This window comes from Microbulbifer sp. A4B17, from assembly GCF_003076275.1.
In the GTDB taxonomy this organism is placed as follows: domain Bacteria; phylum Pseudomonadota; class Gammaproteobacteria; order Pseudomonadales; family Cellvibrionaceae; genus Microbulbifer.
In genome coordinates this window covers 2358015-2384323 of record NZ_CP029064.1, presented here as the reverse complement: position 1 = coordinate 2384323, position 26309 = coordinate 2358015, and the positions used below count along the sequence as shown (strand labels likewise).

The following is a 26309-nucleotide window of genomic DNA, read 5'->3' as shown; positions in this document are numbered from 1 at the left end:
TCTGAATAACTCCGTAATGCCTCTGCGGGTCTTGAAGGCTGTAGATGTTAGGCGCAGCTCGCCGCGAATGGCCGTAGCCCTTGGCAAGAGCTGCAACGCAGCAGATGCAGCCTTCAAGACCCGCCCTTCGGGGCTTGCAGAGCGATTCACACTCCGCGTTGCGACTTCTTGAAAGGTCTAGACATTCCTGCGAAGCCGCGCCTTGATTGTGAACCGCTCTGCAAGCCAGAGGCATCACGGAGTTATTCAGAGGCTCCCTAGACCTACCTAGTTAACCCACTCATTATCAGGTTAGGAATTTTCCCTCTCATACTGGTCGGTAGTTTCTGGAACTATTGTCATTTTCCATCTGTATGGATATCTATATGGAGGGATTACGGGGCCGGCATTTCCAAACTCCCCATACTGGTAGTCCGCTACCTGGGCATCCGTGGCGACACTAGAGCTTTTGGAGAGGATATTACCCAGCTTATCGTACTGAGTACTCAGTACCCTGTCTCCCCCTACAACCAGGGAGGCGCTGGTTAGGCGGTTGAGGCCGTCATAACTAAAGTCTTCCTGCTTTTGCAGCACGTCAACACTGCTGTAGCTAAGGCGACCTTCCAGGGTTCCGTTAGAGCGCCATTGGTATTCATTGTTTTGAATTGCTCCCCCACCGGTTTTAATGGTTTCCAGGCGCCCGGTATCAGGGTTATAGGTGCGGGTGGTTACAAGACCGTTACCATAGGTCTCCTGCTCTACTTGCCCCCAGGCGTTCATGTTGTCAAACGTCTGCAGGGAATTGTTAATAGAAAGTCAGGATTTTTACGGATAAAAGGCCATAAAAATATAGGCACGAAAATAATCTTATTGGATTTTATTCAGTTTGTTTTAGTGTCAAAGCTGCGTAGAATTGACAGATATTTATCGACATTTTGGCCGTGATTGAGGCAGCCTGTATAGGCTAGCGACCAAAAGATCAAGATACCCAAGAGCTTTCTAAAAACCCATCTCTCAAAGGAGAACGGTAGCGTGACGTAAGAGTAAGTAAAAGGCGCTGACCCAAGGTGCTACCAACACCCGGGGCCAGCTAACCAAATTGATAAGCAACCTATCAAAGTGGCTCAGTGGATAATACGCTAGAAACCCGCTCGTCTTCAATAAAGTGGAGTAGATTCAGCAGCTTGCGGTGTGCCCTCAAGCTCTGGCAGCGTTGCGCCCGTCTTTTCTTCTTCTACCCCTACCGCTCTCGTGCACCGCCCTTCCTACGATACACATTAATTACCAAGCATTCCCCATGCGGAAGATCCGCACATAGTTTTAGTCCCTGTAGGAAATGTCCATGTTGATTTTAAAGCGCCGAACTGGCGAGAATTTGAGAATTGGAACCAATATCTCAGTTACCGTATTGGAGGTTAAAGGCAATCAAGTGAAGATTGGAATTAATGCTCCCAAATCCCTGTCAGTTTATCGCGAAGAAATTTATGTGCGTATCAAGAGGAGCAGAAAGTGAGAAACTGAACATGCCGGAAGGGCTGCCCTTTCGGCTGGATCACTATTTAGAACTAGTGGATTGGAGTGGTCGACATTTAGCTCCCAGAAAGTGGGGCTGTATTGCCTAATGCACGCCTCCTACAGTTAGTACTTCTCCCTCCGACCTGATCCCAGATTCATGGGTGTCCTGAAAACTTTCCAGCTACAATGATAGCGCATCTCTCTAATCTATGGGTGTCCTGAATTTATATGGCCAGCGTATCGCCGGCCTGCGCAAAGAACTGCGCATGACCCAGGTGCGGCTGGCAGAGTACTTAGGGATTTCCCAACAGCACATGCAATCCTTCGAGGCCGGGCGGCGCAAGGTGTCCGCTTCCATGCTGCCGAAGCTACTGCGGCAGGTTGAGCAGGTGGCCCTGCTGCCCAAGGCCAAGCAGAAGTTTGTCAGTGAGATGTTGGAGACTGTGATTCAGCAGGCTAGTCACTGACACACTCCGTCAGATATGACAAAGCCTCGGCAGATTGCTCTGCCGAGGCTTTGATAATTTCCATTCTAGGAAAGAAGACTATCGACTGCGATTACGAGACTCAATAGGCCTTATAGGAGCTAGCATATTGTCAACCCTCCAACCATTTTAATCACCCCCTCTTCGTCTTACGATAAATAAACCTAATGCACATAATACGTAGAGAACCAAGATAATTAGTGGTATCCAGCCAAGCTCCCCCAAATCACGTTTAAAGAAGAAAGAGGAATAAGTCACCAGACCCCAAAAACCAGTTAAGAAAAGCCCACTCTTAAATAAGTCCCGAACAAAATAGAATACAGTTTTCATCTACCAAAATGTTGGGCCACCCTCCTGATGAGAAATGACCACTCCCTCGCTATTCGTTACAGTAACGGCTGGGTATTTCACTAAACATTGGGGCTATCCACCCGGCTAATTCCCAGCCAATCCCTCAATACTTCTCCCTCTGGCGAGTCCAAAATTCATGGGATTCGCCCCCCAAGCGCAGCTTTTCAGTGTCTTACCGTGGCTTAACTCTAAATTGACAAGAAATATCCGCCAGTACAGGAACTTGTAACATTACTGGAGCATCGCTCTAATCTATGGGCGCCCTGAAATGTGCTTGTTTTAGAAATTAATATTTTTTCAGAGTTTCTTAGATTTCCTTTTTTCTAAAAAAAAGAAAATTACTGTCAATATAGATCCAACAATAACACCTCCTCCCGCCCACACCATTAAACTAGAATCAACGGTCCCTTTCTGCCCCAAAGCAAAACCGATAAATCCTAATAGACTGCACCAAAAAAGTAGCCTTTTAAGAAAAAGTCTATTCATTTAGTCCTCCCCTGTTATTATTCCAAGAATCAAGTAACATACGGGTAAATTCATACCCCAAGGATACACCTCAACCCATTGGTAAGAAAATATACGATTAGTGGTTCCAACCTCATAAATAATTTCAAACCGCCAGTACTCATTTAAACTATTGTAGAAATCTGAATCATAAAGTTGATCGATTAAGTATAGGGCTTGATCTCCACAACCATAACAACTAAGGCAAAACGGTAAACTACTTTCAAAATTATTCATTTGGAGCTAGTAGGCTGGAGTGGTCGACATTTAGCCCCTAGAAAGTGGGGTTGTATTGCCTGCACGCCTCCTATCCTCTAACGGCTGGGTATTTCACTAAACACTGGGGATACCCACCCGGCTAATTCCCAGCCAATCAGTTAATACCTCTCCCCCCGACCTGATCCCAGATTCATGGGTGTCCTGAAAACTTTTGGGATCACCGACAGGGCTTTGTTTGGGTGTTCAAAAACAGATCGTGAACGCCCTACGCTGTTGCCGAAGCGTTACGCAACCTGACGTGCACTTTGTCAGCTGTGTTTACTTTAAAAACGTCCTTGAAAACAGCTTTACTGAATTTAAATGCCGAATCAACATCCTTATCAAAATCCGCGAACAGAAACGTTAGCTCACCCTCACCACAAGAAAAATCTTCTCTAATGTTAAGATCAAAATTTTTACAGACATCTTTCACTCTGGAGTAATAGTATTTACTCCAACCTGCCTTAGGAAAAGCCAACTCAATTCCAAAATCTTCCTTACTTTTTATGTATTTGCTAAACTGGATAAACCGGCCTGTTTTCGAATGCTCTATTATTAAAACCCCTCCATCGAATCCTCTTGAAAGCAAATCAGAAATTGGCCTATGGAGTTGCCCTAACGTCCTTTTAGCCCCCTTCAAGGCTTCCTTTAGAAACCAGATTACAGTTATTACAAGCACTATAATTATGATCGATATTATAGTAACCATCATTAAAACCATCCCCCAATTGTGCCAATCAAATTACCTAATGCGTGACCAACATCTCCCGCCCTGCCAACAGGAGTGGCCCCCGTTACTCCTGTTGCCGAACCTTCAGCAAATTCTTGAGAAAACCCATTTGTAAATCGCCCTATAGGCGATATGGCAGCACCTGGATTTGCTTCGGTTGATAAATACTGACCTGTTTTGGGGTTATAAGGTTGTGGCTTTCCTCCAGCTCCCTTTTTAACAGGAAACTCCTTTCCAATCATTCTTTTCCAAAATTGCTTTGTGAAAAGCGCTCTGACTGCAGTAGGGCTTAGGGGCGGCCCAACACCCCAGGCTATGTCATATTCTTGTTCATGAAGTATTATTGTGTTGTCATTTCCCTTATGTGCAAAGACATCACCCCGAGGCCAGTCGTACCTTAATTTTCCATTTTCCCTAGAGCCATCAGCGAGTTAACAACCATTTTTCCCGGCGCCACTGGCTCTTCACCATTTTACCCCGACACGGGTTTTACCGTTGACCTGGCGCAGGCCCTCAAGGTCAGCACGGACGAGCTACTCGGCGTAAAGCCGGTGAAGAAGATCAAGCAGCCGGATTCCAGATTACTGTGGCGAATGCAGCAGATTGAGAAGCTGGACGCCGCCACCAAGCGGCAGGTGATTCAGGTAATCGATACGTTTATCGAGAATGCCAAGCTGAAGAAACAGGCTTGATAGGCCATAACGACAAAGCCCCGACCGCTTGCTCTGCCGGGGCTTTGATGGTTTTGCTTACTAAGCCATGAGGCTTAATGCCAACAACCTAACGATCTACCTTACGATAAGCCAAATAACAAAAAATAAAAGAAGGAACCCTAAAATTTTATAGTTTTTTACCTTTTTGGTAGCCTTATATTCTTCCACTGTTTTGCAAACAGGAGAAAGCAGAAAGAATTCCATAAAGTAGATCAGTAACCAGCTTCCACCCAAGATTAGTGTAAATAGGGGTAGGTTTCCTGATACCGTAGAAATCCAAAACATAAAAACAAGTGGAAGAGCAGCTATACAAAGACATAAATACAGATAAGAAAATTTATGTGGAGTCTGACAGTATGCTTGGCAACTCCTACACTGACACTCAAAGCCCGCTCTTATTAAAGCAGCCTTTACTCCCATACTTGAGCCACAATTACCACATTGAGAAGTAATAACACTCATTTTACGGATCCTCACCAAAAAGTGCACCTTCCACTAAATGATTCAACTGTACTCCAGAGCCGTAGACTTGTGAGGCTCGCAATGCACCACCACTATACCCCATGATTGTCAAACCAATTCCATAAGGCGATGTGTGATATGACATTCATACTCCTAGGCCAATTCTCCCTGCCAAATAAGATTGAACAGAATCACTGTTCACCTGGGCGTGGTAGGCTGCGCTAATCGCATAATTTACATCAGCCCTTACATTGGGATCGTGAATATAGTCATAAAGAGCTGTTCCCATCCGGCCAGCATCATCATGTGCCAGTTGGTGGACCATTGCACACTCGGAAGATCCAGCTGCTGCACACGCTTTTGAATACCAATAAACCACACCATATCCGGCAACATGCCCTATATCACACACTAGAGACTTCGCCCCCCTGAAAAAGTTTTCAATCATATTTCTCTTTTGTGCATACATTTTTAAGGAATTTTTTACAACCTTTTTATTGCATTCCAAAACATAGATACAGAAAATATGAACAACCCAATATTGAAACCATACATATATACCACCCATAAAATGGCATTGTCAGATATTGGCTTCTTATACCCTAAATCTATGGATTCAACTTCAGGGAGGTAAAACCTTAAGATAACAGAGGCGAACAACAAAACAGAGCCGAGCAAGCCAAAGATAGAAAAATAACTTCTAGATGTACGCACCCAATAGATACCTCCAGCTAAAATTATTAACGCCGTTAAAAAGTGTGAAATAAAGCTAATTTTTTCCAATAAATACCACATAAGTCCCTCTATTGATTTCCCTGATTTGCCCTTAACTCTGTAACAAAATCAGAAGGCCCTATCCCAAAATACCTCTCTAACAAACCTGGTGAAGGATCCACTGTAAATGACTCTATCCTATCTGCATGAGTAGACAGTTCTCCGCTTGATGTAACCGTTGTTTTCAAAACTGCACCATACACATTTTTACTATTACTCGGTGCATAAAAAGAACAGCTTCCTTCACTATTTGAACAACTATACAGAGCTATTTTGCGCCCATCATCCGTATACCCTTTCCCCGGCCATTTAGGGTGATCGGAAGGAGCTGTTGCCCCTCCTGTTCCATTTGCTTTGCAGGTGACAACCCCTGCTCCACATTGCTGAGGAAGTTTACTCTGGCTCTTTTGTGCATTATTCCCGTCCTTATCAACCGTAACCGAAACACAACCCGACCCCTTATCTTCCTTTTCACAATCAAATTCACTCGGCTCATTCTCTTGCTTTTCCTTCAGCATCGTGACAATAGCATTCCCCGATAAAGGGGGGGCCGTCCCCCCACTTATTGCATCAATTGCTGATAAACTTTTTACTGTTTTAGCACCTGTGACCTGAGTTCCTGTAACAGAGACTTCACTTTCCGTGCCGCCATCGCCATCGCCATCGCCATCGCCATCGCCAGAATCCTGTCCTTCATCAATAGGATCTACGTCCTCATCCTCGTCAGCCACCGCAAACCCACTAGGATCAGTAAAACTCAACGGATTATTAAACACATAGCTATACCGATTCCAGTTTTGACTATAAGTCGGTGCCTTGACTATCGGGTCTGGGCTGAGGAAGCGGCCCAGGGTGGGGTCGTAGATGCGGCCATTCATATGGATCAGGCCAGTCCTGTCCAGATGCTCATGGCCCGTGTAACCGCGCTTGGTAGTTAGCCCTTGTACTGCAAGCAACTCCTGCAAACCCTGTTGATCCAGGTCAGTACTCCAGTCTGTCTGGCGACGGCTGCCATCCGGGTTAAATGAAAGATCCAGAATCTCCAATCCCGCTTCATCTGTTATTTTCTCAATGGAACCCAGGTGATCCCGGTGCAGATACTGGTACTCGCCACTGGTTCCAATAAGGTCGGTAATGGCAATATGCTGCACATTGCCGGCCAATTGGGTTTTTTCAATCGTGAGAAGACTGGCATCTGCGGGAATCTGCTCCTGGTAGCTGCCCACGATAAAGGCCTTCTCTGTTTGGAGCTGGCCATCTTCCATCCAGCTGCTTTCCCGGTAGAAGCGCTGGCCATCTGGGCCATATTGGAAGCGATCCCTGGCAGTGGGAGTTGCGTCACTTTGGCTCCCGCCCAGCACACTATCCTCGAACGGCTGGGTATTTCACTAAACACTGGGGCTATCCACCCAGCTAATTCCCAGCCAATCAGTTAATACTCCTCCCTCCGACCTGATCCCAAATTCATCGGCTCCCTGAAAAGTTTTACCGTGGCTTAACTCTAAATTGGTAGAGATTATCCGCCAGTGCAGGCAACTGCAATATTGTCGTTGGAGCTTCATTCCAATCTATGGGTGTCCTGAAAAATGTTCCATCCTGAAAAATGGAAAAAATGCTCACGGCATAGTTGCTAAATCTGGACATTTATTGGGCTATCACTTCGGCGACACCACTCGTAATAGCTACTCTTATTTACCTGCATCACCCGGCAGAGCAACCTAACTGGAAAGCTGCCTTTTCTGCTTCTTGATAAATTCGTACTTTATTTCACTTCTTTCGCAAAGAAGGCGCTAGCCTTTTTTAGGATTTCCTTCTCCATCCGCAACTGCTTTACTTCACGTCGCAGCAGGTCCAGTTCAGCTCGCTCGTCCGTATCCAATCTTACTCCGCTCTCTTCCTGCTCCAGCTCCTTAATCCAGCGTCGCAGATTGTTAGCCGTGGTTCCTGCAGCCTTGGAAATCGAATACCTTGCTCCGAGACAAGAGCTACGGCATCTTTCTTGAACTCCGGCTTGAATTTCCGGCGTGTACCTTTTTTGTCATACTTCACTTGGTAGTTTTACCATCTTAACGAAGTGTCCGGAAGTATTAGACCACTACATATTATTTATACAGGCTCAATGCCCCCCAATTTGGGTTAATTAAATCATTTCCATCCCAGCGGATAATTTCCAACTCTAAAAGTCGATCATTCTCATCGGCATAGAGCAAAACAGACAACTCTCCGCCATCTTCATCAGTCAGCTTACCTTCAACTTCATATGGATGCTGACCTCTATATTGAGGCCTCTCATAACCAAGTATGTCGAAACTAACTCTAGACCCATCAGAAGTCCGGGATTCCACACGGGCATTTTTTAAATCAGCACGCAATTGGTCTCCATTTTTTCGATTAAGTTGACTAGAGATCGCCAGTATTAAATTCTTTTCATTGTCAGAAAGTAAAAAGTTCATATTTATTTTACAGGAAAGATAGTCCCAACATTTACAGAGCCATTTGGTAACATCATAGCTCTATACTCTACCAATACGCCACCAATGGTTGTTCTTCCGGCAAATGGAGCATTAGGCGTTAGGTGTGTTGTCAATGAAGTGCTATTTAAGCGCTTCAAGCTGCTGGAGACTTTTGATGATCAAGACAAGGACACGGTGATTCGGGTGATCGATGCGATTATCGCCCATCGCCAGGTGGAACATGCCATGCGGCCATTGGAGCGCTAACTACTGATAGTTAGCACTCCAATTTTCCTACTGGGCAGAGAAGCCAGATTTATGGCTTGATTTATACTGATAGATAAAATTCTCGAACTTCACAAAATCAGCAACCGTATTTAAGGATACGGTGATTCGGGTGATTGATGCGATTATCGCTCAGCGTCAGGTCGAACATGCCATGCGGCCATTGGAGCGCTAACTACTGGTAGTTAGCGCTCTAGGTTTCTTATTTTTTGGGGGGGCAAAAATCAATTCCCCAAGTATAAAAAGTAAGCTTGCCCGGGCGTTTTACAATTTCTATATATTGAGTTCAAGCCTTCTCAAAAAGACTCTTATACCATTTTCTTGACGCATCATCCTTCAACCAATCTACAACATCATCAACAAAATGCGGCTCTGGTGTGATGTCCTTCCTGTTTAACTCTCGGTCAGAAAAATCAAAGGAGAAAATAAGTTTTTCCCCATCCAGCAGGCTAAAGCTCTTCTCAGCTTTAGACTTCTGTTCCACCTTAGCACTAAAGGAGGGCTCGCTTACATCGTACCAGCAATTTTTAAATAATAAAAAAAGCTTATTTTTTATCACAATTAACGCAAACAGCCTTCCATTCAGTTTTATTCCATATCCATCCTTCTTCTTTAAAGAAAAAAATCTTCTTTTCACACTTTCCGCACCCTTACTAACCTCAAAAGAGATACAAGGGCAGTGAGCATTTTTAATTAGATATAAGTCAGACATTAATCACCCACCGGAGCTGTACCCAAAGTTCCAATCACTCCAAGACCGCCAAAAACTGCATCATACCCAGGATTAGAGCGGCCAAGTTTTGAGACTGCTAAAGAGTAATTACCACCAGCCCTAGCCCAATAATATGAGGGGTTAAATTTAGGTACACGATATAGAAAGCCAAAACTCATAACTTTTAAGGTATCCCTACCTATAGAGTTGATTGCGAAATTGGTATAAGTACTTGGCCCCGCTCTTGCCGCAAGACTAAACATTGAATAGCCAGCAGAGACACCCACACGAACGCCACCTAAGAACATTAATTCAGGAGCACTAGGCTTAGCCATACCTGTAGCTAAAGGATTAATTAACGTCCCAGTATTAGAATCAAAACTATAGGCTGTCGTACCATCTGCGCTAACTGTGTTACCAAACGGTCCGACCTCAACGGTAACCGGAATACCATTTTCATCAAAATAGGTTCCTGGCACTGGAGAAAAATTACCGGTCGGCCCCTTTTGTGCACCACCTCCGAATTGTCCACCTCCTCCTAAAACCCCCAATGCCATTGATGCCGGGATGCCAGACAGATTACTCTGCACCTGAACCTCATCCAATGAAAACTCAGGCGCCTGGAAGCCCGCAATAGTTGATGCCGTAATCTCGGACTTAAGCTGTTCCTTATAGTTCTTTTCCATCTCAGAATCCCATAACGATATCAAATTATGGGCTGCCATAACGTAAGTGCTTCCATTGATCGTGACACTACCAACAACTGTGCCTGGCCCATACGCATTACCAGTCACTGAGACATCCCAGCCATCTGATGATTCACTTCCCCCGTCAGCCGTCCGCCCCTCATTTTTTGGCTTGGTCGTATCCTCTTTCTTGTCCTTCGCAGAAAAACCACTAGGATCAGTAAAACTCAACGGATTATTAAACACATAGCTATACCGATTCCAGTTTTGACTATAAGTCGGTGCCTGGACTATCGGGTCTGGACTGAGGAAGCGGCCCAGGGTGGGGTCGTAGATGCGGCCATTCATATGGATCAGGCCAGTCCTGTCCAGATGCTCATGGCCCGTGTAACCGCGCTTGGTAGTTAGCCCTTGTACTGCAAGCAACTCCTGCAAACCCTGTTGATCCAAGTCAGCACCCCAGTCTGCCTGGCGACGGCTGCCATCCGGGTTAAATGAAAGATCCAGAATCTCCAATCCCGCTTCATCTGTTATTTTCTCAATGGAACCCAGGTGATCCCGGTGCAGATACTGGTACTCGCCACTGGTTCCAATAAGGTCGGTAATGGCAATATGCTGTACATTGCCGGCCAATTGGGTTTTTTCAATCGTGAGAAGACTGGCATCTGCGGGAATCTGCTCCTCGTAGCTGCCCACGATAAAGGCCTTCTCTGTTTTGAGCTGGCCATCTTCCATCCAGCTGCTTTCCCGGTAGAAGCGCTGGCCATTTGGGCCATATTGGAAGCGATCCCTGGCGGTGGGAGTTGCGTCACTTTGGCTCCCGCCCAGCACAATTTCAGTGGGTAGTTGCCGCGCGTTCCAGCTGATCCATTTATCGTCACCGGTGGCAGCATCATAGTGCTCAATCGCACCGTTCGCATCGTAGTAGAGGCTTTGTGAAATACCATTGATCGTGACATTACTCACGGCGTTGGGACCGGCATTTCCAAACTCCCCATACTGGTAGTCCGCTACCTGGGCATCCGTGGCGACGCTAGAGCTTTTGGAGAGAATATTACCCAGCTTATCGTACTGAGTGCTCAGTACCCTGTCTCCCCCTACAGCCAGGGAGGCGCTGGTTAGGCGGTTGAGGCCGTCATAAGTAAAGTCTTCCTGTTTTTGCAGCACATCAACACTGCTGTAGCTAAGGCGACTTTCCAGGGTTCCGTTAGAGCGCCATTGGTATTCATTGTTTTGAATTGCTCCCCCACCGGTTTTAATGGTTTCCAGGCGCCCGGTATCAGGGTTATAGGTGCGAGTGGTTACAAGACCGTTACCATAGGTCTCCTGCTCTACCTGCCCCCAGGTATTCATGTTGTCAAACGTCTGCAGGGAATTGTTAATAGAAAATCGAGATTCTTATGGAAAGAAGACTATAAAAATATAGGCACGAAAATAATCTTATTGGATTTTATTCAGTTTGTTTTAGTGTCAAAGCTGCGTAGAATTGACAGATATTTTTCGATATTTTGGCCGTGATTGAGGCAGTCTGTATAGGCTAGCGACCAAAAGATCAAGAGACCCAAGAGCTTTCTAAAAACCCATCTCTCAAAGGAGAACGGTAGCGTGACGTAAGAGTAAGTAAAAGGCGCTGACCCAAGGTGGACCAACACCAGGGGCCAGCTAACCAAATTGATATCGAACCTATCAAAGTGGCTCAGTGGATAATACGCTAGAAACCCGCTCGTCTTCAATAAAGTGGAGCAGATTCAGCAGCTTGAAGAGATTCTTCAAGCTCTGGCAGCGTTGCGTCCGTCTTTTCTTCTTCTACCCCTACCGCTCTCGTGCACCGCCCTTCCTACGATACACATTACTTACCAAGCATTCTCCATGCGGAAGATCCGCACATAGTTTTAGTACCTGTAGGAAATGTCCATGTTGATTTTAAAGCGCCGAACTGGCGAGAACTTGAGAATTGGAACCAATATCTCAGTTACCGTATTGGAGGTTAAAGGCAATCAAGTGAAGATTGGGATTAATGCTCCCAAATCCCTATCCGTTTACCGCGAAGAAATTTATGTGCGTATCAAGAGGAGCAGAAAGTGAGAAACTGAACATGCCAAAAGGGCTGCCCTTTCGGCTGGATCACTATTTAGAGCTAGTGGATTGGAGTGGTCGACATTTAGCCCCTAGAAAGTGGGGCTGTATTGCCTAATACATGCCTCCTATCCTCGAACGGCTGGGTATTTCACTAAACACTGGGGCTGTCCACCCAGCTAATTCCCAGTCAATCAGTTAATACTCCTCCCTCCGACCTGATTCCAGATTCATGGGTATCCTGAAAACTTTTTCTAAGCCGGTGAAGAAGATCAAGCAACCGGATTCCAGATTGCTACGACGGGTGCAAAAGATTGAGAAGTTGGACGCCGTCACCAAGCGGCAGGTAATTCAGGTGCTCGATACGTTTATCGAGAATGCCAAACTGAAGAAACAAGCTTGGTAGGCTATAACGACAAAGCCCTGGCAGATTACTCTGCCGGGGCTTTGATGGTTTTAAGGGCCAATTGTCAGCAGATATGACCGGCACCCTAATCAAGGCATCACATAAACTTTGTTTTTTTTGCTACAAAGAAAATTATGCTAGAGATCACCCACAACACCAAAATTATGAGAGGAATCCAACCGAACCTCCCCAATTCCACCCTAAAAAAATAGACTGAATAGGTTACCAACCCAAAAAAGCCGCTTAAGAAAAACCTAAAGGAAAAAAGCTCTCTCAAAAAAACTAATATAGATTTCATGATTATCAAAACCCTGGTGAACCTTGCTGCCTTTCGACAATAATTCCCTCACTATTAACAATAGTTTGCGTAATAATAAGGTTATCAAGGCCGCTATCATTGTGGAACGCTGTTACGAAATCAGCCCTAATTTCCTGGATAATCGTGTCTCCTACCTGTAAAGCATAACCAACCTGAGTATCAACAAAGATCCCTTTAACTGTAGCGCCACCCGCTAGTGCTGTACCCCCAAGCCCTCCTATAGCACCACCAAGCAAACTTAATGCAGTCGTCTTCACTGCGGTGCGCATATTGTTCTGTGACTGGTGATCTGCTATTTCCTCTCGAGATGTGAATGTTTGTGAGCGAATTACGCACAAATCAGAATTACATTTCAGTTTCTCAAAGTAGCCACCAACAGTATTCACCTTTTGTGCATTATTACCATTCGCATCCACTGTAATTGAAACACAACCACCATTTTGGGTGCACTCCTCCTTTTCCTCCTCCTCATCTTTCTCATCTTCTTCATTCGTAGAAGTCCAGGAAAGCTCCGGAAGGAAAATATCAAGTGGATTAGCCAGCACCATCTTTCCATTATTATCAATTACGTACGTTGTAACAAGGATCGTAGGACTGCTAAGTGGCTCCCCTACGACTGTCACCTCTTCCATATTGCCGCTAGAATCCTGTCCTTCATCAATAGGATCTACGTCCTCATCCTCGTCAGCCACCGCAAACCCACTAGGATCAGTAAAGCTCAACGGATTATTAAACACATAGCTATACCGATTCCAGTTTTGACTATAAGTCGGTGCCTGGACTATCGGGTCTGGGCTGAGGAAGCGGCCCAGGGTGGGGTCGTAGATGCGGCCATTCATATGGATCAGGCCAGTCCTGTCCAGATGCTCATGGCCCGTGTAACCGCGCTTGGTAGTTAGCCCTTGTACTGCAAGCAACTCCTGCAAGCCCTGTTGATCCAGGTCAGCACCCCAGTCTGTCTGGCGACGGCTGCCATCCGGGTTAAATGAAAGATCCAGAATCTCCAATCCCGCTTCATCTGTTATTTTCTCAATGGAACCCAGGTGATCCCGGTGCAGATACTGGTACTCGCCACTGGTTCCAATAAGGTCAGTAATGGCGATATGCTGTACATTGCCGGCCAGCCTGGTTTTTTCAATCGTGAGAAGACTGGCATCTGCGGGAATCTGCTCCTGGTAGCTGCCCACGATAAAGGCCTTCTCGGTTTGGAGCTGGCCATCTTCCATCCAACTGCTTTCCCGGTAGAAGCGCTGGCCATCTGGGCCATATTGGAAGCGATCCCTGGCGGTGGGAGTTGCGTCACTTTGGCTCCCGCCCAGCACACTATCCTCGAACGGCTGGGTATTTCACTAAACACTGGGGCTATCCACCCAGCTAATTCCCAGCCAATCAGTTAGTACTTCTCCCTCCGACCTGATCCCAGATTCATGGGTGTCCTGAAAACTGGCGAGTCCAAAATTCATGGGATTCGGCCCCCAAGCACAGCTTTTCAGTGTTTTACCGTGGCTTAAATCTAAATTGGTAGAGTTTATCCGCTAGTGCAGGCAGCTGTAATATTGTTGGAGCCTCACTTCAATCTATGAGTGTCCTGACAATTCGCGTGCTAGACCTTATCGGGCAGAGGGCTTTCACCTCCAATCTTTTGCCGATTTAGCTCGGCGCACTGGATGTCCTGAAAACTTTTCAGCTAATCATATCAATCTGCACCGAAGTTAATATGACTAAGGCGAAGGGTACGTCAGGCCAACAGCAAAAAAGCCCCAGCTTGAAGACTGGGGCGTTGGATATGTATTAGGCATTACTTATTTATGAGCATCTTTTCTATAAATTGAGCTTCCCTTGATTTTATCGCTTTGGAACCCCTGTTATTCGGTGCTTATGAGCACCAAAAAAGTAATTTTTAGAGGTGCCCTTCAAATAAACATTGAAGCGATCACGCCCACCAAGCCAAGAATAAAAAAGAGAGTTCTCTGGATATCATGGGTTCCTTTTATCAACTCATCTGTATAGGTTGGCAGCTTGATCACATCTCCTGTTAAATAGGGAACCACAAACCAATAGGTGCTCGTTAATACAATAAAAAGGGCCACTAAAAAAGCCTCAGCTCCTCCATTTTCAAATCGAAAAGTTCTGAAACCTATAAAACAAGCAATAATAACAACCCAGGTCGTTCTTTTTATTTGCATGAAAAACAATCCTGCTCAACAACATACTTGGAAGAATTTGAAGTAATAACTCCGGCTGCGTTAATGACGCTATCCTGCATCTTGAACGACTCCTCCATAAATCTAACCGTTGTTTTACCTGCGAGTATGCCTGTTAGGGTTATGCCTGCCTCACCAAAATCGCCATTTATCGACTGATAAATAAGTTGACCATAATCTTTATAGTCAAGAGGAGCACGCAACATCTTGTATGGAATTGACAGTCCGTCAAGGGACAGATTTATGCCTTGCCTTAAATCTTGAGTTTCTTCGCTGTTCCACCACTGAGGAAATTCATTTCCTATAATTTTAAACGGATTCAAGCTCTTTTGTGCATCATTACCATTCGCATCCACTGTAATTGAAACACAACCACCATTTTGGGTGCACTCCTCCTTTTCCTCCTCCTCATCTTTCTCATCTTCTTCATTCGTAGAAGTCCAGGAAAGCTCCGGAAGGAAAATATCAAGTGGATTAGCCAGCACCATCTTTCCATTATTATCAATTACGTACGTTGTAACAAGGATCGTAGGACTGCTAAGTGGCTCCCCTACGACTGTCACCTCTTCCATATTGCCGCTAGAATCCTGTCCTTCATCAATAGGATCTACGTCCTCATCCTCGTCAGCCACCTCAAACCCACTAGGATCAGTAAAACTCAACGGATTATTAAACACATAGCTATACCGATTCCAGTTTTGACTATAAGTCGGTGCCTGGACTATCGGGTCTGGGCTGAGGAAGCGGCCCAGGGTGGGGTCGTAGATGCGGCCATTCATATGGATCAGGCCAGTCCTGTCTAGATGCTCATGGCCCGTGTAACCGCGCTTGGTAGTTAGCCCTTGTACTGCGAGTAACTCCTGCAAACCCTGTTGATCCAGATCCGCACCCCAGTCTGTCTGGCGACGGCTGCCATCCGGGTTAAATGAAAGATCCAGAATCTCCAATCCCGCTTCATCTGTTATTTTCTCAATGGAACCCAGGTGATCCCGGTGCAGATACTGGTACTCGCCACTGGTTCCAATAAGGTCGGTAATGGCGATATGCTGTACATTGCCGGCCAATTGGGTTTTTCAATCGTGAGAAAGACCGAGAGCGAACACCCACCGGCCAACCTGTTGGTAGACCTGGCGCAGGCCCTCAAGGTCAGTACGGACGAGCTACTCGGTGTTAAGCCGGTGAAGAAGATCAAGCAGCCGGATTCCAGATTGCTGCGACGGATGCAGCAGATTGAGAAGCTGGACACCGCCACCAAGCGGCAGGTGATTCAGGTGATCCATACGTTTATCGAGAATGCCAAACTGAAGAAGCAGGCTTGATAGACCATAGTGACAAAGCCCCGGCAGATCGCTCTGCCGGGGCTTTGATGGTGTGTTTGCTTGTTCAAATCAATTCAGTGCTATACCAAGAGCCATAGCCGCAACAAACAACCCCATTGTGATATACGGTATTATTCGAGCCAACAATTTAATCCATTTAGAATCATCAGATCTCAGGACTTTAAAATATCTCTCTTGTTGAACCTCGTCCCACCGGTAAAACTTAATAATTAAAAAAGTATTCAACCCTATAAAAGTTATCATTATCAAGAAAACTTTAATTCGTGAAGCTTCAAATATTTGCATCATCCCAGAATTAACCAATGAGGAAAGCAAAAAGCTCGCAGACATCAAGTTAAGCCCTATTAACGTCGATATCTGGATTGCAGCTAGCACTTTTGATGCGTCCTGACCCTCTCCTTTTTTCAAATACTCATGGTGGATATTTCCAAATAAAACAAAAAATACACTAGAGACTTCTTTCATTTTACGCCCTATGGGTTATGCGGATTGGAGTGGTAGTCCTGATTAACATAAAACCCAATCCCGCCTACAGCAGTTCCAACAGACCACGCAAACATCAACGCTCCCATAAATCCATCAACGGCATACTTTCTGGCATCTCGATAATTGCCAAAACTCATTGATCCATAGTAAGAGTAAGCCGAGACTCTATAACCCGCCGCTCCCAATGCATTCCCACCATATTTTAGATACTTCGCACCTTGGAGTTTAGTCCCATAGCTATACATCCCTATATATTCATATTTTATTGGTGTGAGCGGAAGCCTTTGGTTCCAGCTAGCCATAAAAGTTTTATTCCCTGCAAGAGTGACACCAGCCACGGTAGATAGAGTCGACCCAACAGTAAGTGGATCTTCATGAGGTTGCGGATAAATAGGATTATTCATATTGGGAGAAGAGCTTACAGGCAAACCTGCACAAGCCATTGGTACAGTACAACCACCGCCCTTTTGTGCAAATGTCGTGATTTATAAGGAAGCCACTATCTTTAAGTGCCCGTTAGATTCTTTATAAATCTTTAATCCGCACTTGAATGAACCTAAAAACCATGTCCCACAGGCAATCCAATATTCAGCATCACATCCCTTCAAAAGGAATACATCTTGAATATCTGACACTTTCCAACGTAACTTACCTTTAAATAGATTATTATTTTGTATATCTAAAACCTTTATATTATTATTTTCCGCCCAAGACTTAATTTCTTTTCTAAAGTAATTAGACCTTATTAACAATGCTATATACGGAAGTGCCCCAAACGTTACAAATAAAAATAAAATCAGATTAGTTCCCCATGTAGGGTTATAAATATAGGCTAATTTTCCCAAGCTAACAGATATAATTAAAACTAAAATTAATCTCATTTTTATAACTCCAACGCTATAAAGTCTCTCAAAGATGGCGTAACAAAGTTTAAAGCTCCTCGTTCACCCATGGCCACTCCTCCCCCGACCCCTAGACCAGCCCCCAGAAATCCACCAGCAGAAATCGCACCATTCGCGTAATCTACGGCATATGATCCTGCTGGCCCACCAACATCCCACGGAATTGCCACAAATCCAATGACTGTACGACTTGAGGATGTAGAAAACCCAGACTCCAACTGAGTAGGGGATTTGCCAAAGCTTCTTCCACTAGTAGCAACACCACCAATCCCTATTGCTGCAGCAAATGCACCAGAAAGCTGAAAATAGGCTTTTGAGTTAAGTAAATCATTTGGATCAATGGATAAACCAATTGCACCACTACCTTCCAGGCAAAAAAGAATATCGCAACCAATTAGAGAACCACTTAGCAACCCTAATTGGACTGCTCCACCTGAACTTATCAAGTTACTCAATCCATCAGTCAGGCCACGCCAATGATCGCTAAAAGATCCACCTAGCTTTTGTGCAGAATGCTATTTACATAACTTTCGATTTTATACTCGGTCTAATCAAACTGTAAAAGATCACCATTGAGCAAACAACTAACACATCAATTACTAATGGATCACTCAATCTAAGAATCCAGAATATAGGAATAAAGACACCAAAAGGTAGCCAAAGATTATATAAACACCTATTCGAAGAAAACCGCACCCTCCCTAACATAAAACAAGCCAAGAAATCAATTACTAATAGTAAGGCCCAATAATATAGAAAGTGTGTAAACTTCAATGACCCAACCCAGGCCAAAATATCATACATGTTCAATACCTACTTCCCTGAGCAGTTGGAGAAATTGAAATAAAAAATCTCATATATCCAGCCAAAAGATAAATTACAGTTATTATTAATACATCCTAACTACTAACATCGATAATCATCAAGTATCAATCCCGGTGCTGGGATACCAAGCGGCAGATCAGTCAAATTAAAAACCCCCGCTGGGGTTACTAGCGGGGGTTTTAATGGATGCCTAGAAATGACTACACGGTAAAAACAAAAAATCTTCTTAAGGAGCAAGCAAGGTAAATATACAAATAAATATGCTCAGCAGGAAATATATAAATCTATACAAATCATCCTTACCCTTAACTAATATGTGGGTATAAGAGGGTATCTGTATGTTTGCCCCAAATATGTACGGAATTATAAATCCAGCCATCACTAGACCATATACTATTCCACCAACGAAAGTACCTAGGCTCCAGAGATCTGAGAATAATATCCTCCCAAGCAGAAAAACCACTATAGAAGCCATCCAAAAGTAAACTTTATTTTTCATTACAACTCAAACAATCCTGCTGCAAAATATAATTAGTGCTTTTATCTACTCCAACACCGACGGCACTTTGTAGCATCTTAGGGCTTTTGGTCAGATCAGTTAATAATGTTACCGTACCTTTCCCCGCCAACAATGAGGCGGTATCAACACCAACTTGTCCATAATCACCCTGACTCAAGCTATCTATGATAGAAATTGCTGTTTTTACATCTAAAGCAACTGCCAGTCCCTTAAAAGGAATACTTGCAATGTCAGCACTCGCCTGCATTCCTACTCTTAAATCTTTAGTCTCTTCGCTGCTCCACCACTGAGGAAATTCATTTCCTATAATTTTAAACGGATTCAAGCTCTTTTGTGCAGACAGATCTATCTGCACCTGAACACCATCCAATGAAAACTCAGGCGCTCGGAAGTCTGCAATAGTCGATGCTATCATCTCAGATTCCAGCTGTTCTTTGTATCTTTTTTCCCGATCAGCACTCCATGTCGATATCAGATTATGGGCTGCCATATAATAAGTATTTCCACCGAACGTGACACTGCCTGTGTAGATACCCGGCCCATATGAGTTGCCAGTTACAACAATATCCCAACCATCAGAAGAACCGTTATCTCCATCAGAGGAACCGTTTCCACCATCAGAAGTCTGCCCCTCATTTTTTGGCTTGGTCGTATCCTCTTTCTTGTCCTTCGCAGAAAAACCACTAGGATCAGTAAAGCTCAACGGATTATTAAACACATAGCTATACCGATTCCAGTTTTGACTATAAGTCGGTGCCTGGACTATCGGGTCTGGGCTGAGGAAGCGGCCCAGGGTGGGGTCGTAGATGCGGCCATTCATATGGATCAGGCCAGTCCTGTCCAGATGCTCATGGCCCGTGTAACCGCGCTTGGTAGTTAGCCCTTGTACTGCGAGTAACTCCTGCAAACCCTGTTGATCCAGATCCGCACCCCAGTCTGTCTGGCGACGGCTACCATCCGGGTTAAATGAAAGATCCAGAATCTCCAATCCCGCTTCATCTGTTATTTTCTCAATGGAACCCAGGTGATCCCGGTGCAGATACTGGTACTCGCCACTGGTTCCAATAAGGTCGGTAATGGCGATATGCTGTACATTGCCGGCCAATTGGGTTTTTTCAATCGTGAGAATACTGGCATCTGCGGGAATCTGCTCCTCGTAGCTGCCCACGATAAAGGCCTTCTCTGTTTTGAGCTGGCCATCTTCCATCCAGCTGCTTTCCCGGTAGAAGCGCTGGCCATTTGGGCCATACTGGAAGCGATCCCTGGCGGTGGGAGTTGCGTCACTTTGGCTGCCGCCCAGCACAATTTCAGTGGGTAGTTGCCGCGCGTTCCAGCTGATCCATTTGTCGTCACCGGTGGCAGCATCATAGTGCTCAATCGCACCGTTCGCATCGTAGTAGAGGCTTTGTGAAATACCATTGATCTTTACATTACTCACGGCGTTGGGACCGGCATTTCCAAACTCCCCATACTGGTAGTCCGCTACCTGGGCATCCGTGGCGACACTTGAGCTTTTGGAGAGGATATTACCCAGCTTGTCGTACTGAGTACTCAGTACCCTGTCTCCGCCTACAACCAGGGAGGCGCTGGTTAGGCGGTTGAGGCCGTCATAAGTAAAGTCTTCCTGTTTTTGCAGCACATCAACACTGCTGTAACTAAGGCGACTTTCCAGGGTTCCGTTAGAGCGCCATTGGTATTCATTGTTTTGAATTGCTCCCCCACCGGTTTTAATGGTTTCCAGGCGCCCGGTATCAGGGTTATAGGTGCGAGTGGTTACAAGACCGTTACCATAGGTCTCCTGCTCTACTTGCCCCCAGGCGTTCATGTTGTCAAACGTCTGCAGGGAGTTATTGCCGGCAGCGTCGCTGCTGAGACTTTGCATATAACCCCGATCACTATAGTGATAATGGGCCTCAACGCTATTGGGGTAAGTTACTTTGTTTGTACGGCCATAGTTATCATAACCATACTGGTGCTGATAATTACGGCTGACACCACCGGCCAATAACTGGGTGCTTATACCATCTAACTTGCTATCAGACTGGTAGCTATACTCCTCGTAAAAAACCTGTGACCCGTTTTCAGTGTAGGCACGACTTTGCAGGCCACCCTTGGCATTGGCGGCGTCATAATACCACTTCGCAAGCCCATCGTTATCCTGCTGCTCCAGCAAGCGGCCCAGCTGGTCGTACAGGAAAGTAATACTCTGACCTTTATTATCGGTCTGCCTATCCAGCTCACCAAAGGCATTGTAACTGCTGCTGACGGTGCCTAAATTCGGGTCCTGGAGGCTGGTGCGGAAGCCGGCGTAGTCAAATACAAAGCTGGATTCAATATTGCGACTGTCACCGGTGACCTTAACGGTTTTTGGGAGGCCCGTGGCGTAGTAGGTATAGTCAGTGACTACTGCTTCGCCAGTGGCATCGTCGATGGTACGGGCCAGTTCGCCATTTAGGTTATAGTAATTCTCCCGAACCTGGCTCGTGGTAGCAGTGCTGCCCAGCACAGACTCCGTCACACTGACTTTTACCTGCTTGGTACTGCCAAAATTCACTGCGTAGTCAATTTCTACGGTGCTGCCATCCGCCCTTTCAACTCGATCCAAGCGATTACGCAGATCATACTCATAACCGACTAGCGGTTTTTCACCATCGACAGCCACTAAATCCTGTGCGAAGAAAGGTGCAGTCTCCGAAACAAGGCGGCCCTGGGTATCATACTTGAGCTCGCGACGAGACACGTTATAGCCTGAGAAAGCCTGAATATCTTGCTGTACCAATCGGCCCAGTTGATCGTAGTAGTACTCTGACACTGGGGTAATTGGCGAGTCAGTTTGCACCCAATAAGGCACTTCAATCCCCCCGACCGTGGGGCAGAGACTATGGCAGAAATTGTAACTGGTGCTAAACATTACATTATCGGCATTAGTACGCTCCACTTCCCTACCGAAAGGATCGTACTGAATACTCGTAGATTGATTATTCGCATCCGTAACTCGGGTAACGCTGCCGAAGCGATTGTCATATCCCAAGGTTATGTTGTGGCTAAGGCTGTTACTGAGACTGGTTGGATAGCGAGCATCATCAAAGGCACCCTCTACCGTAGTACTGCGGGTCTGGGTTCCACTGCCATTAATTGTGGAATCGATTTTTCCTGTGGCAGTTTCATTTGTCACATTGCCGTAGGCATCGTAACTATAGGAAACCACCATCTGGTATTGAGCATCACCGGGGTAGCGTGTAATGGTCTCAACTCGGTTGGTATTGGCGTAAGGCGTCATGGTGCTGCTGACTTCCTGATCCGCCTTTCCGGCGACATCACCACTGAAGTGACGCTGTTCCTGAGCGCTGGCAAACCCTATTAGCCATTGACCGCTGACACGATTCTCTAACAGGGTTGCACTTTCCACACTCCGCTGGGTGTCGCTATAGCTCGTTACCGGTAAAACCTCACCCCAAACACTCTGTGCATCACTGAACTGGACACCACCCACAATACGGGTAGTACTCAGGTTGCCACTTACCAAGTCTCCGAGATCTCCATAAGAGGTTGTCTGCGGAACACTATCGGTCAAGGTATATCCGATATTCTCGCCCCCCTCTACAATTGTGCTCAGGCTCTGAGCAACATAAGGGACATAAGTGGTACTGCTGCCAGCAGCCAATTCCAGTGCATCATGGCTGAACCGTTGACTGGTCAACAATTCGCCAAAGTAGTTGATATGGTATTGGACCTGCCGGGCCATTTTCCCCAAATAGGGGAAGTCTTTTCGGTACTGTCGATAGGTAACGATTTCCGCTTCAGTGTCGTAGATACGCTGTGCCGTATAACCGAGGAAGCCCCAATTTTTAGTACTTGTTAACCCAACCCCTTGATAGGCGTATTCCGTAGAGTGCCAACCCTGGCTATAGCCATTGGAACGTTCCACTTTGGTTACTACAGTGCGGTAATCACCATTCTGGGATTCCTCCAGGCGGGTATCAGGAATAGCGTCAGCGGTACCAAAAATATCCTCGCTAAAGCGACCTACCTCTGTCTCTCCATCGTTATCGGAGATGCGCTCCAAAGTGAACCTGGTTTGGGCTCCAAGGCCATTGGTAATCGTTTCAATACCTGTTTCAAAGTCACCATCATTGCCGGAACTAGTAAGCTCCCAATCAAACTCAAGGGGATTCAGGCATTGGCGACCACTGCCATCTTCACCGTAGGCACAAAGCTGCACTTGCTTAAGGCGACGATAGTGCTCTTGATCAGGATCGGTGGGCTCCTCTTCAGAAATCAATTTATATTCCCGCTGCACTACGTCATCCAGGTATACACGGATATGATGCAGCAATACCAGCTGCTCCTGCTGAATTTCCTGTAAAGGCACGGGGGGCGCATCAGTACGGGTGCCATACTGGAATTCAACTTTTGCATCTCCCTGGTTACCGTAAGTGATTTCCAGGGGGTAATTAATTCCTTCGACAGTATCGCGATGGTATTTGTATTCCATCACGTTACCAAAGGCATCCGTTATTTTATTTAGGCTCCAGGCAAAGTGGGGCGACTCTTCTGCTCTTAAACGGCTATCTGCAGTAGAGCCATAGTCATAGATTGAGCCATTGGGAGATTTTACTCTAAACCAGGGTTTTCCCTCATTGTTTTCCTGTAATTCAATTAGCTTAAAGCTATCGCGAAGCGTGCGATATTGTGCTCCCGCTTCCCAGTGAACACCTGATACCAATACCAAAGGCTCACCATCCAGGCACAGTGAATCCGAGTCATCTAGCTGAACGCTGTCGGTTTCCGGGCGGTTAATAACGCAGCGACGAATATAACTCAACCCGCTTAAGCTCCAGCCATACCCCAAAATATCTTCAGGTAGGGCTTCATTCATACGCTTCTGGAATCTGGCGCTATTGTAATAAAGAGAAATAGCCGGTATCAGGCCATTCACCCCTGGAGCAGGTTGCAGTGGTACATTGATAACCGCATTCCCCGACGCACTCACATCTGAGCTGTAGGGCAATGTCCCTGGTGTATCCGGGCTTTCTGTAGTCACTGCCGGGGCTTCATTGGCATTCGCCAAACTATGTACCTTAATCCATGGACTTAATACCGATGCACAATTTCCTAAATCATTGCAGGCGTCCAATTTATAAAGGTAGGTTCCCGGCGAACTACCACCATCAAAATAACTGGTGCCGGTGGTAGTTGCTACTACTGTCAACCAGCAATAACCATCGGATTCTTCTGCACAGCCACTTTCATCCTCACCTTTGCGAGTGCGCTTCAGCTGATAGCTACTGGCACCCACATCCTTCCAAATTATATTTTGATCCAGTTTAAAAAACTGTGTCTCTAAATCTTCGTGAAATTCTGGCTCGGGAGGCGTCGGCGGATTAAGCTGCTTTATAGGTGACCAAGGACCGCAATCATTAGATTCATTGCACGCACGGACGCGGAACTTATAGATAACAGAGGTAATTTCTTCACCCGTTGTGGCCTCGTTAATAGTTGCCGTGGTGGTATTTCCCAAGCCGCTATCGAAGACATCAGTGTAGCCTTTCCCATCAACATCCCACTCCAAGTCATAGCTGGCAATGGGGTCAGAAAGGTCAGGATCATCAACAGACTGCCACTTTAGTTGAAAACTGCTCCCAGGAATTGTGCTTCCGCCTGGCTCCAACCAAGCACCCACCGCATCGGGATAGTGTTTAACATTTAATGTAGATGATGTACGCCAACCACTATACTGATAGTAACCACCAGCGGTTGCATAAGCTCGTACCCTATAAGCGTAAGTACCACTGGGCATAGTGCCGGTGGCAATGGAGGTTGGTAAGGTTCGTGTGCGGGTAGTCTTGCCGACTTTTTGACAACTGCTTGTTGACTGCCAACTTCCGTTGGTTCTCTGGCACCATTGATATCCAGAAACTACAGGCCCTTCAGTTGAGGCTCCCCAATAAATTTCAAATTCACCGTTAGTGTCAGTAGTACTACCGTCCTCAATAGTTTCCGCGGTGTAATTTATATTGGGTGGAGTATTGGGTTTAAAGGCCACATTAATCGAATCTGAGCCTCCATCTTCTTCGTAAGGGGTCGCCCATCGCCCACAAGATCCAGAATCAATATCTATGATAAAGGTACAACGTGAAACCATAGCCTTCAGCTGGTATTCATACTGAGCTGTAGTACTCACTGTAATTGAAAGACTACCCGACGGATTAATTGTACTTAACCCGTCAAAGGTACGACTAACAGTACCATTTTTCTTTTCTACTACTTCAAGCGAAGAAATATGATACATATCTGGAACGCTGTGGGAATAGGTAAGCGTATACGACCCTGTATTACTTGTTGCAGGAACATTAATGTCCGCCAGGACATTCCCAACCTGCAAAACGAATAAAACAAGTAAAAATAATTGAAGATAACGCATTCCCAAAAAACCGCAGCGATAAAGAGCCGCGCAGGTTATCAGGATAATTTTCCAGATCAAATTAAAGTATCCCTCCTAACTAGCCACTCTTGCCAAACATGACAATTTTTACGCCAGCCAGGAGCCATTACTGATTATTTCCGGGAACTTGAAAAGACAGGCTGTAACTTTTATCGAACAACTGAAATCAAATGAATCAAAAGTACCAATTCATACCAAGCAAAATCACCAGCATCCAATTACCCTCGAATTAAAATAACACTTAAAACCCATATATAGCACCACATATGCCGGGCGATAACTTGAGCTGACAACACAAAAATGCTCCTACACAACTATAAATAAATATACCTTCATTTTATGGGGTGACAGCAATGAAGCTGCATACAATTTTCCTCTCGCAAGGATAAAAAAACCTACTAATTCTTCGGGCACCTTTCTGGCCACATGGTATCAACCCCCTTTAACTGCTCGTAAATTGCCCTACCAACACGGTTAAGCTACCCCTACTGAAACAACTGCAAGACTAAGACGTGAGAACCATTAACAAAATAACCCCTTTCACTGATCTTTCGTTTTTTAGCCCATCCCACAGGTTTCTTGTCTAGATTTATCACAGTCATCCCTGACTATCAGATAGGACTCGAAATAAGCTTGGGTTCAATATCCCCCCGCTACTATATCTGTACTACGAATAAAACTATTCGATTAGAAATTACCATTTACCTTAGTGGTTGCATTTTATGCTCCTCCAATCTATGACCATTCTCCATAGAGTGGGAGCTAAACACACTCTACCTCCACATCTGGAAAATTAAGCGCCATTTCCCCCATATCAAAAGCGCCTTCTGCCCTCCCCGCTGCAAGCCCCTCTATCTGATCTAATGTAAACACATCCCC

The 26309-nt window shown here is 45.6% G+C and carries 26 protein-coding genes; 7 read left to right on the top strand and 19 right to left on the bottom strand.

Annotated elements, in window-relative coordinates; all coding sequences use genetic code 11:
- Window positions 1–291 precede the first annotated feature (291 nt).
- Complete coding sequence (locus tag BTJ40_RS10755) at window positions 292–759, bottom strand: hypothetical protein (protein ID WP_108733090.1); 468 nt, start codon at window positions 757–759, stop codon at window positions 292–294.
- A 562-nt stretch (window positions 760–1321) separates the two neighbouring features.
- Between BTJ40_RS10755 and csrA (BTJ40_RS10750) the strand changes: the two genes are divergently transcribed.
- Window positions 1322–1492 (top strand): carbon storage regulator CsrA, encoded by a 171-nt coding sequence (gene csrA / locus BTJ40_RS10750; RefSeq protein ID WP_108733080.1) that lies wholly within the window; start codon window positions 1322–1324, stop codon window positions 1490–1492.
- A 211-nt stretch (window positions 1493–1703) separates the two neighbouring features.
- On the top strand, window positions 1704–1961 hold the full coding sequence (locus BTJ40_RS10745; RefSeq protein ID WP_108733089.1) for a helix-turn-helix domain-containing protein: 258 nt from the start codon (window positions 1704–1706) through the stop codon (window positions 1959–1961).
- Between the two features lie 666 nt (window positions 1962–2627).
- Here BTJ40_RS10745 and BTJ40_RS10740 read toward each other — a convergent pair.
- The 3 genes from BTJ40_RS10740 to BTJ40_RS10730 form a co-directional block, all read right to left on the bottom strand.
- A complete protein-coding gene (locus BTJ40_RS10740) occupies window positions 2628–2816 on the bottom strand; it encodes a hypothetical protein (RefSeq protein WP_108733088.1) in 189 nt (62 codons plus the stop codon).
- Between the two features lie 502 nt (window positions 2817–3318).
- Window positions 3319–3804: a hypothetical protein gene (locus BTJ40_RS10735; RefSeq protein WP_108733087.1), complete on the bottom strand. Its 486-nt coding sequence runs from the start codon at window positions 3802–3804 to the stop codon at window positions 3319–3321.
- Window positions 3804–4064, bottom strand: coding sequence for a hypothetical protein (locus BTJ40_RS10730; RefSeq protein WP_108733086.1), 261 nt, complete (start codon window positions 4062–4064; stop codon window positions 3804–3806). The genes BTJ40_RS10735 and BTJ40_RS10730 overlap by 1 nt, the downstream gene beginning before the upstream one ends.
- A 309-nt stretch (window positions 4065–4373) precedes the next feature.
- Between BTJ40_RS10730 and BTJ40_RS22290 the strand changes: the two genes are divergently transcribed.
- Entirely contained in the window at window positions 4374–4514 is a 141-nt protein-coding gene (locus tag BTJ40_RS22290; RefSeq protein ID WP_157954009.1) for a hypothetical protein, read from the top strand.
- Between the two features lie 484 nt (window positions 4515–4998).
- Here BTJ40_RS22290 and BTJ40_RS22285 read toward each other — a convergent pair whose 3' ends face one another.
- From BTJ40_RS22285 to BTJ40_RS10715, 4 genes are all read right to left on the bottom strand, one after another.
- On the bottom strand, window positions 4999–5142 hold the full coding sequence (locus BTJ40_RS22285; RefSeq protein WP_157954008.1) for a hypothetical protein: 144 nt from the start codon (window positions 5140–5142) through the stop codon (window positions 4999–5001).
- A complete protein-coding gene (locus BTJ40_RS10725; protein ID WP_108733085.1) occupies window positions 5143–5565 on the bottom strand; it encodes a hypothetical protein in 423 nt (140 codons plus the stop codon). It lies immediately after the preceding gene.
- A 235-nt stretch (window positions 5566–5800) separates the two neighbouring features.
- Window positions 5801–7132: an RHS repeat domain-containing protein gene (locus tag BTJ40_RS10720; protein WP_108733084.1), complete on the bottom strand. Its 1332-nt coding sequence runs from the start codon at window positions 7130–7132 to the stop codon at window positions 5801–5803.
- A 741-nt stretch (window positions 7133–7873) separates the two neighbouring features.
- Window positions 7874–8224, bottom strand: a complete 351-nt coding sequence (locus tag BTJ40_RS10715) for a hypothetical protein (protein WP_108733083.1) — start codon at window positions 8222–8224, stop codon at window positions 7874–7876.
- 138 nt (window positions 8225–8362) lie between these two features.
- Between BTJ40_RS10715 and BTJ40_RS22930 the strand changes: the two genes are divergently transcribed.
- The gene (locus BTJ40_RS22930; RefSeq protein WP_255422897.1) at window positions 8363–8491 is read left to right on the top strand and encodes a hypothetical protein; all 129 of its coding nucleotides are present in this window, start codon (window positions 8363–8365) and stop codon (window positions 8489–8491) included.
- 304 nt (window positions 8492–8795) lie between these two features.
- On the opposite strand, the gene BTJ40_RS10700 is transcribed toward BTJ40_RS22930, so the two are convergent.
- Window positions 8796–9221, bottom strand: coding sequence for a hypothetical protein (locus BTJ40_RS10700; RefSeq protein ID WP_108733082.1), 426 nt, complete (start codon window positions 9219–9221; stop codon window positions 8796–8798).
- Window positions 9221–11260 (bottom strand): RHS repeat domain-containing protein, encoded by a 2040-nt coding sequence (locus BTJ40_RS10695; protein ID WP_108733081.1) that lies wholly within the window; start codon window positions 11258–11260, stop codon window positions 9221–9223. Before BTJ40_RS10695 ends, BTJ40_RS10700 begins: the two co-directional genes overlap by 1 nt.
- 561 nt (window positions 11261–11821) lie before the next feature.
- Here BTJ40_RS10695 and csrA (BTJ40_RS10690) point away from each other — a divergent pair.
- Together csrA (BTJ40_RS10690) and BTJ40_RS22280 are read left to right on the top strand one after the other, a co-directional pair.
- Window positions 11822–11992 (top strand): carbon storage regulator CsrA, encoded by a 171-nt coding sequence (gene csrA / locus BTJ40_RS10690; RefSeq protein WP_108733080.1) that lies wholly within the window; start codon window positions 11822–11824, stop codon window positions 11990–11992.
- Window positions 11993–12215: 223 nt separating this feature from the next.
- Window positions 12216–12389 (top strand): hypothetical protein, encoded by a 174-nt coding sequence (locus tag BTJ40_RS22280; protein WP_157954007.1) that lies wholly within the window; start codon window positions 12216–12218, stop codon window positions 12387–12389.
- Window positions 12390–12692: 303 nt separating this feature from the next.
- Here BTJ40_RS22280 and BTJ40_RS10680 read toward each other — a convergent pair whose 3' ends face one another.
- The 3 genes from BTJ40_RS10680 to BTJ40_RS10670 all read right to left on the bottom strand — a co-directional run bounded on the left by BTJ40_RS10680 (window position 12693) and on the right by BTJ40_RS10670 (window position 15976).
- Entirely contained in the window at window positions 12693–14030 is a 1338-nt protein-coding gene (locus BTJ40_RS10680) for an RHS repeat domain-containing protein (protein ID WP_202862882.1), read from the bottom strand.
- A gap of 591 nt (window positions 14031–14621) precedes the next feature.
- The gene (locus BTJ40_RS10675; protein WP_108733078.1) at window positions 14622–14894 is read right to left on the bottom strand and encodes a hypothetical protein; all 273 of its coding nucleotides are present in this window, start codon (window positions 14892–14894) and stop codon (window positions 14622–14624) included.
- Complete coding sequence (locus BTJ40_RS10670; RefSeq protein WP_108733077.1) at window positions 14885–15976, bottom strand: RHS repeat domain-containing protein; 1092 nt, start codon at window positions 15974–15976, stop codon at window positions 14885–14887. The genes BTJ40_RS10675 and BTJ40_RS10670 overlap by 10 nt, the downstream gene beginning before the upstream one ends.
- On the opposite strand from BTJ40_RS10670, the gene BTJ40_RS10665 reads away from it, so the two are divergent.
- On the top strand, window positions 15956–16231 hold the full coding sequence (locus BTJ40_RS10665; protein WP_157954006.1) for a hypothetical protein: 276 nt from the start codon (window positions 15956–15958) through the stop codon (window positions 16229–16231). The two genes, BTJ40_RS10670 and BTJ40_RS10665, sit on opposite strands and share 21 nt — an antisense overlap.
- A gap of 69 nt (window positions 16232–16300) precedes the next feature.
- Here the strand turns inward: BTJ40_RS10665 and BTJ40_RS10660 are convergent, their stop codons facing one another.
- The 6 genes from BTJ40_RS10660 to BTJ40_RS10635 form a co-directional block, all read right to left on the bottom strand.
- A complete protein-coding gene (locus BTJ40_RS10660) occupies window positions 16301–16717 on the bottom strand; it encodes a hypothetical protein (RefSeq protein ID WP_108733075.1) in 417 nt (138 codons plus the stop codon).
- A gap of 8 nt (window positions 16718–16725) precedes the next feature.
- Window positions 16726–17142, bottom strand: a complete 417-nt coding sequence (locus BTJ40_RS10655; protein ID WP_108733074.1) for a hypothetical protein — start codon at window positions 17140–17142, stop codon at window positions 16726–16728.
- 81 nt (window positions 17143–17223) lie between these two features.
- The gene (locus tag BTJ40_RS10650; protein WP_108733073.1) at window positions 17224–17619 is read right to left on the bottom strand and encodes a hypothetical protein; all 396 of its coding nucleotides are present in this window, start codon (window positions 17617–17619) and stop codon (window positions 17224–17226) included.
- Window positions 17620–17621: 2 nt separating this feature from the next.
- The gene (locus BTJ40_RS10645; protein ID WP_157954005.1) at window positions 17622–18086 is read right to left on the bottom strand and encodes a hypothetical protein; all 465 of its coding nucleotides are present in this window, start codon (window positions 18084–18086) and stop codon (window positions 17622–17624) included.
- Between the two features lie 605 nt (window positions 18087–18691).
- Window positions 18692–18964, bottom strand: a complete 273-nt coding sequence (locus BTJ40_RS10640) for a hypothetical protein (protein WP_108733071.1) — start codon at window positions 18962–18964, stop codon at window positions 18692–18694.
- Complete coding sequence (locus BTJ40_RS10635; RefSeq protein ID WP_157954004.1) at window positions 18954–25409, bottom strand: RHS repeat-associated core domain-containing protein; 6456 nt, start codon at window positions 25407–25409, stop codon at window positions 18954–18956. Before BTJ40_RS10635 ends, BTJ40_RS10640 begins: the two co-directional genes overlap by 11 nt.
- Between the last annotated feature and the right edge of the window lie 900 nt (window positions 25410–26309).